We start from the raw sequence: 17982 nt of genomic DNA on the forward strand, positions 1-17982 counted from the left end.
TTTTTCTTTCGATTATATTAGAAATAACGTGGCGATGTTGATACTTTCTTAGGGAAATTTAAATCAAACAACAAAATTGCTTCGTATGATGATGGCGTAGCAACTTTCAAATCCGAAACAATATGGTCGTAAGCAATACCTGCGCGAATACCATCTGTGATTTTACAATTTACCATGGCTCCAAAGGAATCTTGTAGTCTATAAGTTGCACCGATTTCAAATTTGTCATAAAACATAAAATTTGTTGATACATCTAGTGAAGTTGGTGCGTTTATAGCCGATTTTACCATAAAAAATGGTTTAAACTTTACCGTTGGATTCAAATCGAAAACATAACCTCCTGTTAAAAAATAATGCTGAATCTCCGAGCCGTATTGTCTTCCATCATAATCTAGATGTACAGATTTTAACATATTAGGAACTGAAAAAGCCAAATAATATTTGTTTGTATAATAAAATAATCCTGCGCCAATATTTAGATTAGATGTTGATGTGTTTGCGGCAAAAGAACCATCAGTTGGCACTGGCAAAGTACTACGAAAGCTATTATCTACTTTTAACATCGAAACTCCAGCTTTCATCCCCATTGCTAATTTGTGTTCTCCACCCAAATTTAACGTATATGAGAAATCTCCATAAATGTTGGTTTCATCAACAGGTCCAATCCTGTCAGAAATTATAGAAAGTCCAGCTCCTACATTTTTACCCACTGGTGAATGTCCTGTAGCGGTAAACGTGGTTGGTGAATCTTCTATTTCAACCCATTGTTTTCTAAATAGCAATCCTAACGACAAGTTCTCTTTAGATCCTGCATAAGCCGGATTTATAACATTCATATTATACATGTATTGTGTATAATGTGGGTCTTGTTGGGCTTGAGCATCAAAAAAAGCTACTAAAGCAAGAATTGACGTGAAAAATAATTTTTTCATTTTAGTCTGTTTTTTATTTTAATAAACGGTAGACTGCTTTTAAGTAGTCTACCGTTATCTTTTTTATTATTTATTAATGTAAATCCAACCTGTTTTAGTTTCGCCATTATTTTGCTCTATTACATAGTAATAAGTTCCATCTGGTAATTGCTGACCTTTGTCTGATTGTCCGCTCCATTGGTTTGTGTAATTAGCAAAACTGTAAACTTTGGCTCCGTATCTATTAAATATTTCCAATTGTTTTACGTTTAATCCTCTCAAATCGAAAGTGTCGTTATCGCCATCTCCATTTGGTGAAATACCTTTTTGTATTGTACATACTGAAGTTATAACATCAAATACTTGAGTACCTGTACAACCGTCAGGTATTGTAGTGATTGTTACCGTAAATGTTGTTGGAATAGTTGTTGACGGATTGTTTCTAACATATTCAGAAACATTAAATGTATCAGAATTTGTACCAACTACAGTACCTGATGCGTTTTCCCAAATATATGTAACATTACCACTTCCTGGTGTATATGATCCACTTATAGGAGATGCTGTCAAGATATAATTTTGTCCTGCACATTCTCCATTTGTTCCAATAGGAATATTTATAGGGTCTGGAGAAACAGTTATTTGTTGTGTCGATATACAACCTAAATTATTAACAGCTACTGAATAAGTACCATAATTTGTAACATTTATAGTGCTTGTTGTAAGCGAAGTATCTACAATTGAGTTATAACTCCATGTATAAGTTATCGCTGGATCAGTTATTGAAAAGTTATTAGGAACTACTGATAATGCTGCAGTCTCATTAACACATTTAACAATATTTGTTCCAGATAATGTAAAGTTCGGAACTGCATTAACTGTAAATGCTAATGATAAAGGTATAACATTAGTACAGCCATTAAGCGTTATTGTTACAGCATATGTTCCTGTTACAGTTACCGGAACAGTGTTAGTCGTTCCTGCAATAGGGTTTCCTCCTAATGTCCAAGAATATGTTGCTCCAGTAGTGTAATTTGTTGGTGTTACAATTATAGTTGCTGTGCCATCACTACAAATTGTATCATCTGCATCAGATGAAGCTATTGTTGCTGTAGGATTTACATTAATTGTAATACTTGCTGTTTCAAATACATTTGGACATCCATTTGCAGCTGCAATTGTATTTGTTACAATATAGGTACCTGAAGTACTTGCCGCTAAATCTACCTCACCAGTAACTCCATTTATAACAAGACCTGTAGTAGAAGTAAAAGCTCCTGCAACACCACCACCTGTAAAAGTTGGAGATGCAGTTCCTGCATTTTGGCAATACGGAGAACCAGCATAGCTAAATGTTGCAATTGGTAGTGTTGTAATTGTAATTGTATTTGAAGAAATAACATCTGCACAACCTCCAGAAGCAAGAATTGTATTTGTAACCGTATAAGTTCCTGGTGTACTTGTTGCTAAATCTACAACTCCAGTCGTAGAATTAATCACTAAACCTGTTGTTGAAGTAAAAGCTCCTGCAACACCACCACCTGTAAAAGTTGGAGATGCAGTTCCTCCATTTTGACAATATGGTAACAAACCATAATTGAAGGTTGCAATTGGTAATCTTGTAATAGTTACTGGTGTTGTAGTCAAAAATGTTGGACAACCAGCAACTGTTGCAATAGCATAGTTTACGATATAATTGCCAGGTGTACTAGTACTTGGGTTAATCGCTCCTGTTGTAGTATTAATAGTTAAACCTGCAGGGACAGCATAATAATTACCGCCGACTGTACCTGTTTGTGTTACTGTTTTTATAACAGTATCATTACTACAATATGCTGGTGCACTATAAGAAATAGTAGCATTTGCAGGCGCAGTTATCTTAATAAGCCATGTTGATGTTGATGTTGTACAGTTACCTGCTCCCAAAATCGTATTAGTAACAGTATAAGAACCTAAAGTACTTGCTCCAATATTTATTTCTCCAGTTACAGGATTAATTACTAAACCTGGCGTAGAGCTAAATGTTCCCGCTGTACCACCTGATTGAAGTGTTGGAGAAATATTTGCCCCATCCTGACAGAAAAATGATCCAGGATAACTAAAGTTAGTATAAGGACAGCAAAATGTCGGAATAGGTCCTGTTGTTTGAGTAATTCTTACAAAACCTTTATCTTGAGAAAAGTTTGTAATCATAAGAACATATACTTGTCCTGCTATAGCGCCATTTACGGTAAATGTTTCTGTAACCGCACCAGAAAAACTACAAAAATTTCCTGTAGGAGCCGCATTAGCTGTACTTATTGAAGAACATGCTATTGATGTACTAGCGTAAGGTCCCCAAGCTACAAAATCGACATCTAAACCTGCTCCCGTAAATGTATTATTTCTACTTTGTTCTAGGAAAAACGTATAATTACCATTTGTAGGTATTGTTAAGTAATAAAATGTTGGTGCTGGTGCACTTCCTAAACACCCTACAGTAGTACTAGTTGTAGAGTATGGGCTAACTGGGTTAGGTAATGTAGGAACTCCCACATTATTTGGTATTATAACTGGGGTTATAGCACACAATGGCAAGGCAGTAGGACACGTAATTTGCGTTGTTCCTATACATAAATCAAATTGTATTGTCGAAGCAGTTGTACTAGTAGAATATACTCTTACATAATACGTTTGTCCAATTATCAATCCGTTTGTATTGTTTGATTCTGTAGCTGTTACACATCCTCCAAATTGTGTCAGGGCACCACAACTACCAGTGTATAAAGCATATTGTAATCCTGTAGGATTTGTGGCATAATTTAGTCCTAATAATGAGACGTGGTGTGTGGTTGCTGTAGCGGTAAAATGATACCAAACATCATCATTATCTGCTGTTGCTCCACAAGAATTGGCTTCAGGTGATGCAGTCGCAGCATTAACAGTTCCTGGTACCGTTTGTAAACAATTTGTATTTTGATTTACCGGTGCCAGTATAGACCCTATACATTCATCATTTATAAGTAATGTAGTAAAGCTTCTAGGTCCTCCCCAAAGACTAACCTCAGTAGGAGAACAACTTGCTCTCACATAGTATTCATAACAAGTGCCTGGAAGTAATCCAGTTGTAATATATGGATTCGTCGTTGCAGTAGCCCAGCCAGTAGCTGTTGCTGTTGGTGCTGGTGATCCACAAGGTAAAACCAATACTTGCCATGTTGTGGCTTGACTACCATTAGGATTTAATGGTTGGTTCCAGCCTAATATTGCTGTTGTTTGTGTAATATTAGAAACTGTTAATAATTTTGGTTTAGCACATGGTGGTGGTGGACCACAAGTCACATTAGAAGTCCAACCTGCTCCTTGACCACTACTATCACTTCTAAATCTAAAAGTCAAACAACCATCAGTACTTGATGATGTAAATGGGCCTGGAATTGCAGTTCCCCAATAAGATCCAGCGACTCCGCCAGGTACATTTCCTGCTCCATTTGCACTAGCAATTTGTGGTGCAGCAACGCTATTTCCATCAAAAACATATAATCCGTCCCAATTAGTTTCTGTGTCAAATGATGTAAAGGTCACTGTAACAACATCACCAGGATTACTTGGACATATTGTAATAACCGAATTTTCATTATTTCCATAAATTGCAGTAGGTCCTCCAGTATCGAAGAAACCTCCTCCACAACCAGGGAATGTAGTTGCAGTTTTTACTCCAGACCATGGTCCTGTATCACTTGCAGAACAAACACCTCTTACATAAAAATCATAACATGTACCTGGGTTTAATCCTGTCATAACGAAAGGATTTGTAGGAGCAAGAACCCATCCTGTAGATGCTCCTGTTGGCACTGGAGAACCACAAGGCAATGCAATGCAATTCCATGAAGTTGCAGCTCCAGCATTTGTCCACCCTACAGTAACGGTAGATGATGTAATTGCTGTAGTTGTTAATGTTGTTGGCGCTAAACACGTAGGTAGTGTTGTAAATGTTTTAACTATCGACCAGTTACTATTACTTGCGCCACAAACTGCTCTTACATAAAAATCATAAGTTGTATTTTGTGTAAGTAAAGTAACAGCAAGAGGATTTGTTGTCACTCCTGGATATGTAGGTGTTGATGCTGCTGTAGGCGCTGGAGAACCTGTAGGAACTAAATAAACATCCCAAAGCGTTGATCCATTTGGTGTCCAACCTAAATTTGCAGTTGTTGTAGTAATGGCTGTGTTTGTTAGATTTGTTGGGTCTAAACACGCTGCCTGACTACAATTAAATGAAGTTGCATATAACTGCCCTAAAGACAATACTGTTGTCGGTTTTGTATATATCGTTTGTGAAAAAGGAGCGTTATTAATGATTGAAATATTAACCCTAGTAGGAACTGTACCCACTACTGTCCAAACTAATTCGAAAGGATAATTTTGACATAATGTAACTGGTACATTTAATGAAGTTCCTGTTGTAAATTGAGGTCCTAAGGTTTTTATAACATAACCATTTTGTCTAACTTCCATTTGTGCACCTGACCATTGCGCAGTTGTTGATGCTAATCTAAATGTATAAGTACACTGATCTACAACTTCACAAATATTAGTGTTAAATAGGTAAGGTCCAGCCCATGGGCTAAATATACCTGCTCCGCAATCTGATCTTACCCAGTATTGATAAGCAGTTCCTATTGTGAGTCCTGTATTAACAAGGAAGTTTGTGTTTGTATTGGCTGTAACACCAGCTCCTGTAGGAATTGAACCTCCAGCTGGTTGTACTGCTACTTGCCAAGATGATGCGCCAGTAGGATTAGTCCAAGATAAACTTGCGGTAGTCGTTCCTATATTTGTAGTAGGTAATCCCGCAGGAGGCGTACACGTTACTGGTTGAATGACTAATGTGTACGGTGTAGATTGCGTCGTAGCATTTGTTGAAATAACAAAAACATAAGTTTGACCTGCAACAACCGCTAAACTAGGGATAACCCTAGGTGTATTAGTAGTGGCGGCAACACCTGCTAAACAAGCCACGCCAACATTTGCACAACCATTATAAACAAAAATAGCAGAGTTAGTGTTTGTTGGGGTCATTGTTACACTTATATTCTCTGTCGTTGTAGCTGTATAAGAATAAAACACCTCATAACCCTGAAGATAATTCGTTGCTCCACCTGCACATCCACCACCTTGCGGTACATCTACCTCATCACCATATAAAATAGTATCACTAGAGTGACTATATGTTGAGCTACCTATTACAATAGGTGATACACAGATTGATCCTAAAGGTTTTGTAGAAAAAAGTAGCGACATCCAAGCGCTATTAACTCCTCCTGCACAAAGAGAACGAACGTAAAAAATATAATCAGTTCCTGGTGCAAGTCCTGTTGCAGGATAAGTTGGCGTTCCAGAAACTATTACTCCAGCTCCTGTTGGTGTTGAAGCAACTGGAAGAACTTCTATTTCCCATTGTGTTGCGCTTCCAACATTTGTCCAATTTAAAGTTGCGGAAACTGAAGCTAAATTAGTTACATTTAAAGCTGTTGGGTTTAAACATTGCTCAACAACTTTAACATCATCTATTAACCATCTGTCACCAGTAGTTGGACCTGCTGGTTGTGTATTAACCTTAACAAATGCGATATATAATTGTGTGCCTGCTGGGTAAGCAGCCAAACTAACTATTTTTTCTTCATAAGTAAGCGGGTTTACTGTATTAAGTGTTAAATCAGTCCAAGTTTGTACCGTTGTATATGCCGCTTGGTTGGTTTGACTCGCATTTGTAGAAACTCTAATTTCGTAAGTAGTACCATTGTCAGGTATAATTGTTTGTCTGGTAAAAAAGCGTAATTGCGAATTGACCGTCACCGTAATTTGAGGAGACACTAGCCAATCTTCTGACGTGTTTCCTGCTAATATGTTTTCACGATCAACAATTGCGGCTTTCAGGCCAGAATTGACCCTTGTTAGGTCGGTTGTTTCGGCCCAGCCAACTGCTGTTCCTACCCCATTATCTAAAACTATCCAGTTACCTGGTGTTGTAGGTGGAAATGTAGCTCCTTCAAATCCTTCATTTATTTGGGAAAATCCCAAAAAAGGAAGAATCATCATGAAAAATGCTAAAATAATTTTTTTCATAGTTATTAATATTTTCGGTTAATTGGTTTATTCAATCTCCAAATATAAAAAAAATTAATAATTTAATAACAAAAATTAACAAAATACAACTTTTAGATAATAAAAATGTATTTTTCATTCCATTAATAACTATTTTTTTAGTTTCAAAATGAGTAGATTTGTACTTTATTATAATTATGTTAGAAAAAGAAATTATAAATTTTGAGAAAACTATCATTGTTGGTATCGTAACTCAAAATCAAAGCGAAGAAAAACTAAAAGAATATCTAGACGAATTAGAGTTTTTAACTTTTACCGCTGGCGGGGAAGTTGTGAAACGTTTTTCTCAGAAAATGGAACGCCCAAATCCCAAAACTTTTTTAGGAACTGGAAAAATAGAAGAAATTAATCTTTATGTAATTGAAAATGGTATTTCGACTATTGTTTTTGACGATGAATTATCGCCTTCTCAGCAAAAAAATATTTCCAAAATTATCGATTGCAAAATCCTAGACAGAACACACCTTATTTTGGATATTTTTGCCCAAAGAGCCGAAACTTCTTACGCAAGAACCCAAGTAGAATTAGCGCAATGCATCTATTTATTGCCAAGACTTTCCGGAATGTGGACACACCTAGAACGTCAAAAAGGTGGTATAGGAATGCGTGGTCCTGGAGAAACCGAGATTGAAACCGACCGACGAATTGTGCGTGACAGAATCGCTTTACTTAAAGAAAAGATAAAAACGATCGACAAACAACAATCGATACAAAGAGGAAATCGTGGCGCGATGGTTCGTGTGGCTTTAGTTGGTTATACCAATGTTGGAAAATCGACCTTAATGAATGCCGTAGGAAAAAGTGATGTTTTTGTTGAAAACAAGCTTTTTGCAACGCTTGACACAACGGTAAGAAAAGTAGTGATTAAAAATCTGCCTTTTTTACTTTCGGATACCGTAGGTTTTATTAGAAAATTGCCAACACAACTGGTAGATTCTTTCAAAAGCACGCTCGACGAAGTTCGTGAAGCGGATCTGTTATTACACGTGGTCGATATTTCTCATCAAGATTTTGAAGACCATATTGAAGCGGTAAATAAAATTTTATTAGATATAAAAAGTGCCGACAAGCCGACTATCATGGTTTTTAATAAAATAGATGCTTATACACACCTCACGATTGATGCGGATGATTTAATGACCGAAAGAACCAGTAAACATTACACACTTCAAGAATGGAAAAACACTTGGATGAATAAAGTAGGTGAAAAAAACGCCCTATTTATATCGGCAACAAACAAAGAAAATTTCGAGGAATTTCGTAAAAAAGTCTACGAAACCGTTCGGGAAATACACATTACCAGATTTCCTTATAATAAGTTTTTGTATCCGGATTATGAAGACGCTATAGATAAAGAGGAAGAAGAGGATTAGATAGGTTTTCAAACACGAATTACACGAATCTCTAAGTTGGGAGCAAGGCGCGAACGCCTCCCTCCCAATGGGCGCGCCCTCCTCCCAACACGCGCTTTCGCGCAATTGGGAACAGCGCAAAGCGCGCGCCCATTAGTGGCAAGCTAAAAACGAAATACTGCTTATATGAAATTTTTGAAATCTATTTTTTGGAGAAAAACTAAAGACAGAATTATACTTTCAGACTCATTTTCTTTATCTGTTGTAGAAGTGATTGAGGAAATAGACAATATAGACTCAGAAATCAGTGATGATCTATTTTATGAGATAATTTCTAAAAAAAATATAACTCAATTTGAAGCAAACGAAATTTATATTTTTTTACCGATAGCTTTTGCTCAACTTTGGGTATCAAAAGCAAATTGGCATGAAGAATACAATGAAATACTTCCAAACAAAAAAGAAGTGTCGAAAAGATACGATGAAACTGAATCCTTTCAAATAATAATTCAAATAGTTAAAGATTATTTTGAAAATAAACCTTCAAGAAATACTATAATTCAAATTGGTGGAAGAAGTGCGGAAATTAATGCGATGAATAAGTTGATACTAGAAGGCGGAAAAGTTGAAGATGTTAAAATGACAAAGACAACAATAATAAGATAGCCTGCCACTAACACACGCTACAAGCAATTTGGGTATTTGGCTTAATTTGAAATTGGTTTTGTATTTGGAAGATTAGGCAAATCCGAATAATGGGCTTAATTTAGTCCCAAACTGCTTGTAGCGCCAGAACGTTAATAAATAAAAAATCCGTGTTAATTTGTATTTTCTGTAATTTTACATTCCACTTCTAATTGCTTCAACAGGGTCTAATTTCGATGCCATATAAGCAGGAATTATTCCGGCAATAATACCTATAAGAACTGATATTCCGGTCCCAATAATAATATTCATAAAACCCAACGCAAATTCAAAATCAAGTGCGTGTGTTAATAAAAGAGATATTATCCAAACTAGAAAAATACCAATAATTCCACCAAAAAGAGACAGCACAATGGCTTCAAATAAAAATTGAAGTAAGATGAATCTGTTTTTGGCTCCTAAAGATTTTTGTATTCCTATTAGGTTTGTTCTTTCTTTTACCGAAACAAACATAATGTTTGCAATTCCAAAACCACCTACTAATAACGAAAAGAAAGCTATTGCGATACCAACCAAATCCATCAGACTTATTATTTCATCAATCATATCGGTTAAACCAGAAAGAACATTGACAAAAAAATTGTCTATTTCGCCTATTTTAATTCCTCTGTGATTGCGCAATTTTTGCTTTAATTCTCCTTTAAAAGCTTCAATATCTACACCATCTACAGGTTTAATTAAAATGGCTGGCATAACCATCTCGTTGTTATCACCATATAATCGTCGTAAAAAATTAGACGGAATATAAGCTGTTGTATCGTCTTGTTCGTCAAAAACACTGGCGCCTTTCTTTTTTAAAACGCCAATTACTGTAAATGTCTGACCGTATAATCGTACTTTTTTTCCAATTGGTTCAATCGATTCAAATAAATTTTGAGCAATATCATGCCCCAATATTACTAATGGTGTGCCTGAATTTGATTCGGATTCATTAAAAAAACGACCTTTTTTTAAACTCAATGCCTGAATATCTTCAAGCTCATAGGTTGTCGGAATAACATTAATAGAACTTACCGTTTTTCCTTCGTATTTAATGTTTTCTTGTTTGGTAAACATCTGGAAACACATCGCATCTAAGTCATTCAAAGACTTGCTCAAATATTCGTATTCTTCATAGGTAACATTAGGAAACTGCTCTTTTTTCCAGTCTGGCACTTCAGTTGGTCCAAAAGAATCTTTAAGTAAGTAAATAGAATTTTTATCTAGAGAGCTTAAGTCGTCTTTTATTTTTTTGTCTAACGAGTCGACCGCAGCCAGCACGGCGATAATAGAAAAAATCCCAATAGTAACACCTAATAACGACAGCAAAGTACGCAGTTTGTTATTCCGTAATGCATTAATCGCAAAACTGAAACTTTCTTTAAGCAATCGCATGTATAGTATCATAGGAATATTTGTAATGTAAAATTGATTAATTCTTAGTTAAAAAACCTAACAGAAAATTAATTCTTAACAGGCGTGTTCTTTTTCAGCCACTGATTACACAGATTAGCACAGATTTTTTTCAACTAGATGCAAAATCTTTTTAATCCTTTAAATCTGTGGCAAAAAAAATAAAAAAGCAATGTGTTTTTAGGCTATAGCTAATAGGTGTATAATTTTAAATTTTTGTTACAATCTTATCTCAAAATTAATTACAAAAAAACTACTTTTGCAAAATAAATTACAACAACACAATGAATACTACAAAAACAATCCAATCGGCACTTATTTCGGTGTTTGACAAAGAAGGTCTAGAACCAATTGTTAGAAAATTACACCAACAAAACGTTACTATTTACTCGACTGGAGGAACCGAAGATTTTATAAAAAATCTAGGAATTCCTGTAGTTCCTGTAGAAGACGTAACGTCTTATCCATCAATCCTTGGCGGAAGAGTAAAAACTTTGCATCCAAAAGTTTTTGGAGGAATTTTAAACCGTCAGGACAATGCAACCGATGTGCAACAAATGCAAGAATTTGACATTCCACAAATAGATGTTGTTATTGTCGATTTGTATCCGTTCGAAAAAACAGTTTCATCAGGCGCAAGCGATGCCGATATTATCGAAAAAATCGATATTGGTGGGATTTCACTTATTCGTGCTGCTGCAAAAAACTTCAAAGACACCGTAATTATCCCTTCGGTAAATGAATATGTATTATTTTTAGATATTATTTCAAATAATAACGGACAAACTACGTTACAACAAAGAAAGCAATTTGCAACCAAAGCTTTTAATGTTTCGTCACATTACGATTCGGCGATTTTTAATTATTTTAATACAAATAAAGAAGAAGTTGTTCTGAAAATTAGCGAAACCAAAGCCGACGTTTTACGTTACGGAGAGAATCCGCATCAAAAAGGATTTTTCTTTGGAGATTTCGATAAAATATTTACAAAATTGCATGGTAAAGAATTATCATATAATAATTTACTTGATGTAGATGCAGCCGTAAATTTGATGGGAGAATTTAAAAATGACGAGCCAACATTTGCAATCTTAAAACACAATAACGCTTGCGGAATTGCGACAAGAAAAACAATGAGAGCAGCTTATTTAGACGCATTGGCTGGCGATCCAACATCAGCATTTGGAGGAGTTTTAATTGCTAACGGAAACATCGATTTGGCTACAGCCGAAGAAATAAATAAATTATTCTGCGAAGTAGTTATTGCGCCAAGTTATGACGAAAATGCTATCGATTTATTACAAGAAAAAAAGAATAGAATTATACTGGTTCAAAAAGAATTGAGCTTACCAGAAACTTCAGTTAGAAGTTGTTTGAACGGAATTTTGGTTCAAGATAAAGATTTAATTACCGATGGCGAAGCACATTTAAAAACTGCCACAAAAACAGCACCATCGGCAGCAGAAATTGAAGATTTATTATTTGCATCAAAAATTTGTAAACACACAAAATCGAATACAATCGTTTTGGCAAAAAACAAACAATTGTGTGCTTCTGGAACAGGACAAACCTCGAGAGTCGATGCATTAACTCAAGCAATTCACAAAGCAGTTTCGTTTGAATTTGATTTGAAAGGAGCAGTAATGGCGAGTGATGCTTTCTTCCCTTTTCCAGATTGTGTCGAGATTGCAAAAAATGCAGGAATAGCAGCTGTGATTCAACCTGGCGGATCTATAAAAGACGAATTAAGCATAAATTATTGTAACGAAAATAATGTTGCAATGGTATTTACGGGAATTCGTCATTTTAAACATTAATTTTATTACTTTTGTTCAGTATTTAATATAAATAAATTTAACCCTGACTAAATATGGGATTTTTTGATTTCATGACCGAGGATATTGCGATAGATCTTGGTACCGCAAACACGCTAATTATTCACAACGACAAAGTTGTGATAGATAGCCCGTCAATATTAGCTCGCGACCGCATTTCTGGCAAAATAATTGCTGTAGGTAGGGAAGCAAGTTTGATGCAAGGTAAAACCCATGAAAACATAAAAACCATTCGCCCATTGAAGGACGGAGTTATTGCCGATTTTGATGCTTCGGAGCAAATGATCAAAATGCTTATTAGAAGTATTCCTGCTTTGCAAAAGAAATTATTCACACCAGCTTTGCGTATGGTTATTTGTATTCCTTCTGGGATTACTGAGGTAGAAATGCGTGCGGTAAAAGAATCAGCTGAACGTGTAAACGGAAAAGAAGTGTACTTGATACATGAACCAATGGCAGCAGCAATTGGTATTGGTGTTGATATTATGCAACCTAAAGGAAATATGATTGTCGATATTGGTGGTGGTACTACCGAAATTGCGGTTATAGCGCTTGGTGGAATTGTTTGCGACAAATCAGTTAAAATTGCGGGAGACGTTTTTACAAACGATATTATTTATTACATGCGTACTCAACACAATTTATTTGTGGGTGAAACAACTGCTGAGAAAATAAAAATCGAAATAGGAGCAGCCATCGAAGATTTAGATTCTCCGCCAGAAGACATGTCGGTACAAGGACGTGATTTATTGACAGGGAAACCAAAACAAGTTGAGGTTTCTTCTCGTGAAATTGCAAAAGCGTTAGATAAATCTATTCAACGTATTGAAGATGCTGTAATGGAAACATTATCGCAAACGCCACCAGAATTAGCAGCCGATATCTATAACACAGGAATTTATCTTGCAGGAGGAGGTTCGATGTTAAGAGGATTAGATAAACGTATTTCTCAAAAAACAGATTTACCAGTTTTTATTGCTGAAGATCCATTAAGAGCAGTAGTTCGTGGAACAGGAATGGCACTAAAAAACCTTACAAAATATAGAAGTATTCTTTTAAAATAATAAGTATAAATGCAGCAAATAATTAATTTTGTATTTAAAAACAGCACGCGTTTGCTGTTTTTGCTGCTTTTGATAACTTCATTAACACTCACCATACAATCACATTCCTATCACAGAAGTACCGTTGTAAATTCGACAAATGTACTTACAGGTTCTGTTTTTGAAAAAATGAGCGAAGTAAATACGTATTTTAGCTTAAGAGAACAAAACAATAAATTAGCACAAGAAAATGCTAGTTTGCGCAAAATTCTTTTCAATCAGAAAGACAGTACTACAATTCTAAAGAAAGACAGCTTAAAAGGTTACGATAAGATAGATGTAATTCAGTCTAGAGTAATCAATAATTCATACAGTGTTTCCGAAAATTATTTAACCATAAACAGTGGTGCTCTTCAAGGAATTAAAGAAGACATGGGTGTGGTAAACAGTCAAGGAATTGTAGGAATAGTCGAGAAAGTTTCGCCAAAATATGCCACCATATTAAGTGTTTTGAATGTGAAATCTAAAATCAATGCCAAGGTTAAAAAATCGAACCATTTTGGCTCTTTAATTTGGAATGCAAAAAATGCAGGTTATGTGCAACTAATTGAAATTCCAAGATTAGCATCGGTAAAAAAAGGAGATACCATTGTAACTGGAGGAAACTCGAGAATATTTCCTGAAAATATCCCAGTTGGAATTATCGATAAAGTATATACTGATACCGAAACAAATTATTATACTCTAAACGTGAGATTATTTAACGACATGACCAATCTAAACCATGTGTATATTATCTCAAATAAAGAAAGTGCCGAAATAAAAAAACTAGAAAAAGAAACAATCAAAGCTGATGAATAATGCATTGATACTAAATATCGTTCGTTTTATTTTCCTGCTTGCGGCGCAAATTGTTATTTTCAATAATATCGATTTGTTTGGCTATATAAATCCATATCCATACATTTTATTTATTTTATTATATCCAGTAAACTCTAACCGTGCAGGATTATTAGTAGCCAGTTTCTTGTTGGGTTTAACAGTCGATATGTTTACAAATTCTGGAGGAATTCATGCCGCTTCATGCTTAATATTAGCTTATTTGCGACCAACTTATTTTAAATTTGCTTTCGGTTTAAGTTATGAATATCAAACCATTAAAATTAATGACAGGCTTTCGCCAGAAAGATTTACATTTATATTCATTTCGATACTTACCCATCATTTTATATTGTTCATGTTGGAGTATTTTAAGTTTACTTTTATTTTAGAAGCGTTGCTAAGAACAATTGCTACAGCCATTTTTACATTAATAATAAGTATTATAATTATCTATTTATTTAAGCCAAACAAACGATGAGAAAGCTATTACTTCCAGGGATAGTTATAGTTGCTGGTATTCTTATCATAGCAAGACTCTTTTTTTTGCAAATTATAGATGACACTTTCAAACTAAAATCCGAAAATATTTCGATAAAAATAAAATATGATTATCCAGAGCGAGGTTATATTTATGATAGAAATGGAGAGCTTATGGTTGCCAACCAACCGTCTTATGATATCATGGTGGTGCCAAGAGAAATAAAAAAAATAGACACTGTCGAATTTTGTACTCTTTTGAACATTACCAAAGAAGATTTTGTAAAAAAAATAGAAAAAGCAGTTGTTTACAGTCCCATGTTACCATCGGTATTTTTAGGACAATTAAACAAATTAGAATATGCAGCTTTTCAAGAAAAAGAAAGGAAATTCGAAGGATTTTATATTCAAAAACGTTCCCTACGAGATTATCAACTGAATGCTGGCGCTAATGTTTTTGGGTTTATAACTCAAGCCAATGAAGCAATAGTAGCAAAAAACCCGTATTATAAAAGTGGCGATTTATTAGGAAAACAAGGCGTTGAAGAAACTTATGAAGTAGAACTTCGTGGAACAAAAGGAGTGAAACACATACAGAGAAACCGTTTTAACCAAGAAATAGGACCATACAAAGAAGGGAAATACGATACAATTGCGCTACAAGGAAAAGATATTACACTAACTATTGATGCTGAACTTCAAAAATACGGAGAAGCGTTAATGAAAAATAAACGTGGTGGAATTATAGCAATTGAACCTAGTACTGGCGAAATTTTATGTTTGGTTACTGCTCCGTCATACGATCCAGCGATTTTAGTAGGAAGACAACGTTCTCGAAACTATACAAAACTATACAACGACTCATTAGCAAAACCTTTATACGATAGAAGCTTATTGGCTGAATATCCGCCAGGTTCGCCTTTTAAAATATTGACAGCCCTAGCGGGATTGCAGTCACAAGTTATAGATACATCGAGTTCTTTTGTTTGTAATCGTGGTTTTAGTTATGGTCGAGGGAGATTTATGGGCTGTCACTGTGGTGGAGGTGTTCGCAAACTACACATGGGAATTGCAAAATCATGTAACGCTTACTTTGGGAATACTTACTTACGAACTATTAATAAATATACAAATACAGCAGAAGGTGTTGATGCTTGGAGTGCTCATCTAAAAAGTTTTGGAATGGGTCAGTTTATGGGCTATGACTTACCTACAGGTCGTAGAGGAAAGATTCCAACATCGGAAACCTATAAAAAAATGTATCCAAACGGTGGTTGGAGAGCAACGGCAACTGTATCTAATTCGATAGGACAAGGAGAAGTTTTAATGACGCCAATTCAGTTGGCAAACATGATGGCAATCGTAGCAAACGAAGGTTATTATTACACACCTCACATCATTAAAAAAATTAAAGGTCAAAATATAGACGTCAAATTTAGAACCAAACACGTAACAACTATCGACAAGAAATATTTCAAACCAGTTATTGAAGGTTTAGCCGAAGTATTTAAGACAGGAACTGCCTATTTCCTAAAAGTAGACGGAATGGAAATTTGCGGAAAAACAGGAACTGCAGATAATTTTGCTCGAGTAAATGGGAAACAAGTCATGCTAAAACCCCATTCGGTATTCGTGGCCTTTGCACCCAAAAAAAACCCTAAAATTGCTATTGCTGTTTTAGTCGAAAATGGGGGTTATGGTTCAACCGTGGCAGGTCCAATCACTACATTAATGCTTGAAAAATACATTAATAAGAAAGTACTAATGAAGGATAGAGAAAAGCGTGTCTTGGAAACTAGTCTTCAGGGAGAATACAACCGATTTTCTAAAAAATACCTCGATTCTATGTATAGAGTAAAGGTTCGTAAAGACTCTATCTTAAGAGTTATTAATGCAAAAAAACTAGATTCGATTAAGAAAATCAAACCTACAACGTAAATGAAAAACCAGAGCGTTTCAAGTAATATCGACTGGATAACCGTTGCAATATACACGGTACTCGTGGTCATTGGCTGGATGAATATCTATTCTGCCGATATGACTACAAATTCCGAATATTATCTCGATTTCAATCAAAATTACGGAAAACAACTTATCTTCATTTGTCTAAATGTTGTTTTAATTATCGTAATCTTAACTATCGATTCTAAATTTTACGAAAAATTCTCAAGCGTAATATTTGGCGCTTCCTTAGTATTGTTGCTAGGACTATTTGTTTTCGGAAAAACAATTGCGGGACAGCGTTGCTGGTATGCCATAGGAAGTATGACGCTGCAACCTTCGGAATTTGCAAAAGCCGCCACAGCACTTGCCTTAGCTAAATACCTAAGTGATAGCCAAGTAAACCTAAAAAACATAAAACATCAAATCCTTGCTTTACTAATCATAGCATTGCCTATATTATTAATTTTGCCACAGCCCGATCCAGGAAGCGCACTAATATTTATAATGTTTATACTAGTACTAAATAGGGAAGGATTGCCGTCATGGTACTTATGGACAGGGTTTATAGCGGCCATATTATTTGTTATGACACTTGTAATAAAACCACAATATGTAATCCTAATAGCCTTTATAGGTATTGCATTACACTATCTTAAATCTAGAAGAATTAACCGAAATATAATAGCAAGCACAATAGTATTGGTGCTAATGTCAGGTTTTGTATTTTCAGTCGATTATGTTTTCGAAAACGTATTCAAACAACACCACCGTGACCGTTTTAATATTTTATTAGGCAAAGATGTCGATATGGACGGTATTGGCTACAACACAAACCAGTCAGAAATTGCCATAGGATCGGGTGGCTGGATTGGCAAAGGATTTCTAGAAGGAACGCAAACCAAAGGAAATTTTGTGCCAGAACAACACACCGATTATATTTTTACAACCGTAGGCGAAGAATGGGGATTTGTAGGTTCACTCGTATTAGTTTTGCTTTTCGTTGGACTAATTTTGCGTGTGCTTTATCTCGCAGAAAACCAGAAAACAAAATTTAGTCGAGTGTATGGTTATGGCGTCGCAGCTGTATTATTCACACACTTTTTTGTAAACATATCTATGGTAGTGGGAATTTTTCCAACCATAGGAGTTCCGCTTCCATTTATGTCTTATGGTGGTTCGAGTTTGTGGGGATTTACCATTTTGTTATTCATTTTCATAAAAATGGATGCTAATAAAGTAAACGAATGGTAATATAAGGAGCTACTCCAGCTATACACTACAAGCTTTTTTTCTC

General features: G+C 35.2%; 11 protein-coding genes. 8 read left to right on the forward strand and 3 right to left on the reverse strand.

The window, feature by feature from the left end:
- Nucleotides 1-17: 17 nt before the first annotated feature.
- Nucleotides 18-932, reverse strand: a complete 915-nt coding sequence (locus tag BM053_RS07770; RefSeq protein ID WP_091475975.1) for a PorP/SprF family type IX secretion system membrane protein — start codon at nt 930-932, stop codon at nt 18-20.
- Nucleotides 933-998: 66 nt separating this feature from the next.
- Nucleotides 999-7019: a fibronectin type III domain-containing protein gene (locus BM053_RS07775; RefSeq protein ID WP_091475978.1), complete on the reverse strand. Its 6021-nt coding sequence runs from the start codon at nt 7017-7019 to the stop codon at nt 999-1001.
- A 176-nt stretch (nt 7020-7195) separates the two neighbouring features.
- On the opposite strand from BM053_RS07775, the gene hflX reads away from it, so the two are divergent.
- Together hflX and BM053_RS07790 are read left to right on the forward strand one after the other, a co-directional pair.
- Nucleotides 7196-8431, forward strand: coding sequence for a GTPase HflX (gene hflX, locus BM053_RS07785; protein WP_091475984.1), 1236 nt, complete (start codon nt 7196-7198; stop codon nt 8429-8431).
- Between the two features lie 165 nt (nt 8432-8596).
- Nucleotides 8597-9076: a hypothetical protein gene (locus BM053_RS07790; RefSeq protein WP_091475986.1), complete on the forward strand. Its 480-nt coding sequence runs from the start codon at nt 8597-8599 to the stop codon at nt 9074-9076.
- A 174-nt stretch (nt 9077-9250) separates the two neighbouring features.
- On the opposite strand, the gene BM053_RS07795 is transcribed toward BM053_RS07790, so the two are convergent.
- Complete coding sequence (locus BM053_RS07795; protein WP_091475990.1) at nt 9251-10501, reverse strand: ABC transporter permease; 1251 nt, start codon at nt 10499-10501, stop codon at nt 9251-9253.
- 290 nt (nt 10502-10791) lie between these two features.
- Between BM053_RS07795 and purH the strand changes: the two genes are divergently transcribed.
- From purH to rodA, 6 genes are read left to right on the forward strand one after another with little or no spacing between them, the layout of a single operon-like run.
- Nucleotides 10792-12324, forward strand: a complete 1533-nt coding sequence (gene purH / locus BM053_RS07800; RefSeq protein WP_091475993.1) for a bifunctional phosphoribosylaminoimidazolecarboxamide formyltransferase/IMP cyclohydrolase — start codon at nt 10792-10794, stop codon at nt 12322-12324.
- A 53-nt stretch (nt 12325-12377) separates the two neighbouring features.
- Nucleotides 12378-13406, forward strand: coding sequence for a rod shape-determining protein (locus BM053_RS07805; protein ID WP_091475996.1), 1029 nt, complete (start codon nt 12378-12380; stop codon nt 13404-13406).
- A gap of 9 nt (nt 13407-13415) precedes the next feature.
- A complete protein-coding gene (gene mreC, locus BM053_RS07810) occupies nt 13416-14246 on the forward strand; it encodes a rod shape-determining protein MreC (RefSeq protein ID WP_091475999.1) in 831 nt (276 codons plus the stop codon).
- Entirely contained in the window at nt 14239-14745 is a 507-nt protein-coding gene (locus tag BM053_RS07815; protein ID WP_091476004.1) for a rod shape-determining protein MreD, read from the forward strand. The genes mreC and BM053_RS07815 overlap by 8 nt, the downstream gene beginning before the upstream one ends.
- On the forward strand, nt 14742-16682 hold the full coding sequence (gene mrdA, locus BM053_RS07820; protein WP_091476007.1) for a penicillin-binding protein 2: 1941 nt from the start codon (nt 14742-14744) through the stop codon (nt 16680-16682). The genes BM053_RS07815 and mrdA overlap by 4 nt, the downstream gene beginning before the upstream one ends.
- Complete coding sequence (rodA, locus tag BM053_RS07825) at nt 16683-17939, forward strand: rod shape-determining protein RodA (protein ID WP_091476010.1); 1257 nt, start codon at nt 16683-16685, stop codon at nt 17937-17939. It begins immediately after the preceding gene.
- The last annotated feature ends 43 nt before the right edge of the window (nt 17940-17982 follow it).

The organism is Flavobacterium swingsii, from assembly GCF_900111965.1.
Classification (GTDB): Bacteria; Bacteroidota; Bacteroidia; order Flavobacteriales; family Flavobacteriaceae; genus Flavobacterium; species Flavobacterium swingsii.

Coding starts and splice junctions, on each gene's coding strand:
- BM053_RS07770 (WP_091475975.1), bottom strand. CDS start 932: ATGAAAAAATTATTTTTCACGTCAATTCTTGCTTTAGTAGCTTTTTTT.
- BM053_RS07775 (WP_091475978.1), bottom strand. CDS start 7,019: ATGAAAAAAATTATTTTAGCATTTTTCATGATGATTCTTCCTTTTTTG.
- hflX (WP_091475984.1), top strand. CDS start 7,196: ATGTTAGAAAAAGAAATTATAAATTTTGAGAAAACTATCATTGTTGGT.
- BM053_RS07790 (WP_091475986.1), top strand. CDS start 8,597: ATGAAATTTTTGAAATCTATTTTTTGGAGAAAAACTAAAGACAGAATT.
- BM053_RS07795 (WP_091475990.1), bottom strand. CDS start 10,501: ATGATACTATACATGCGATTGCTTAAAGAAAGTTTCAGTTTTGCGATT.
- purH (WP_091475993.1), top strand. CDS start 10,792: ATGAATACTACAAAAACAATCCAATCGGCACTTATTTCGGTGTTTGAC.
- BM053_RS07805 (WP_091475996.1), top strand. CDS start 12,378: ATGGGATTTTTTGATTTCATGACCGAGGATATTGCGATAGATCTTGGT.
- mreC (WP_091475999.1), top strand. CDS start 13,416: ATGCAGCAAATAATTAATTTTGTATTTAAAAACAGCACGCGTTTGCTG.
- BM053_RS07815 (WP_091476004.1), top strand. CDS start 14,239: ATGAATAATGCATTGATACTAAATATCGTTCGTTTTATTTTCCTGCTT.
- mrdA (WP_091476007.1), top strand. CDS start 14,742: ATGAGAAAGCTATTACTTCCAGGGATAGTTATAGTTGCTGGTATTCTT.
- rodA (WP_091476010.1), top strand. CDS start 16,683: ATGAAAAACCAGAGCGTTTCAAGTAATATCGACTGGATAACCGTTGCA.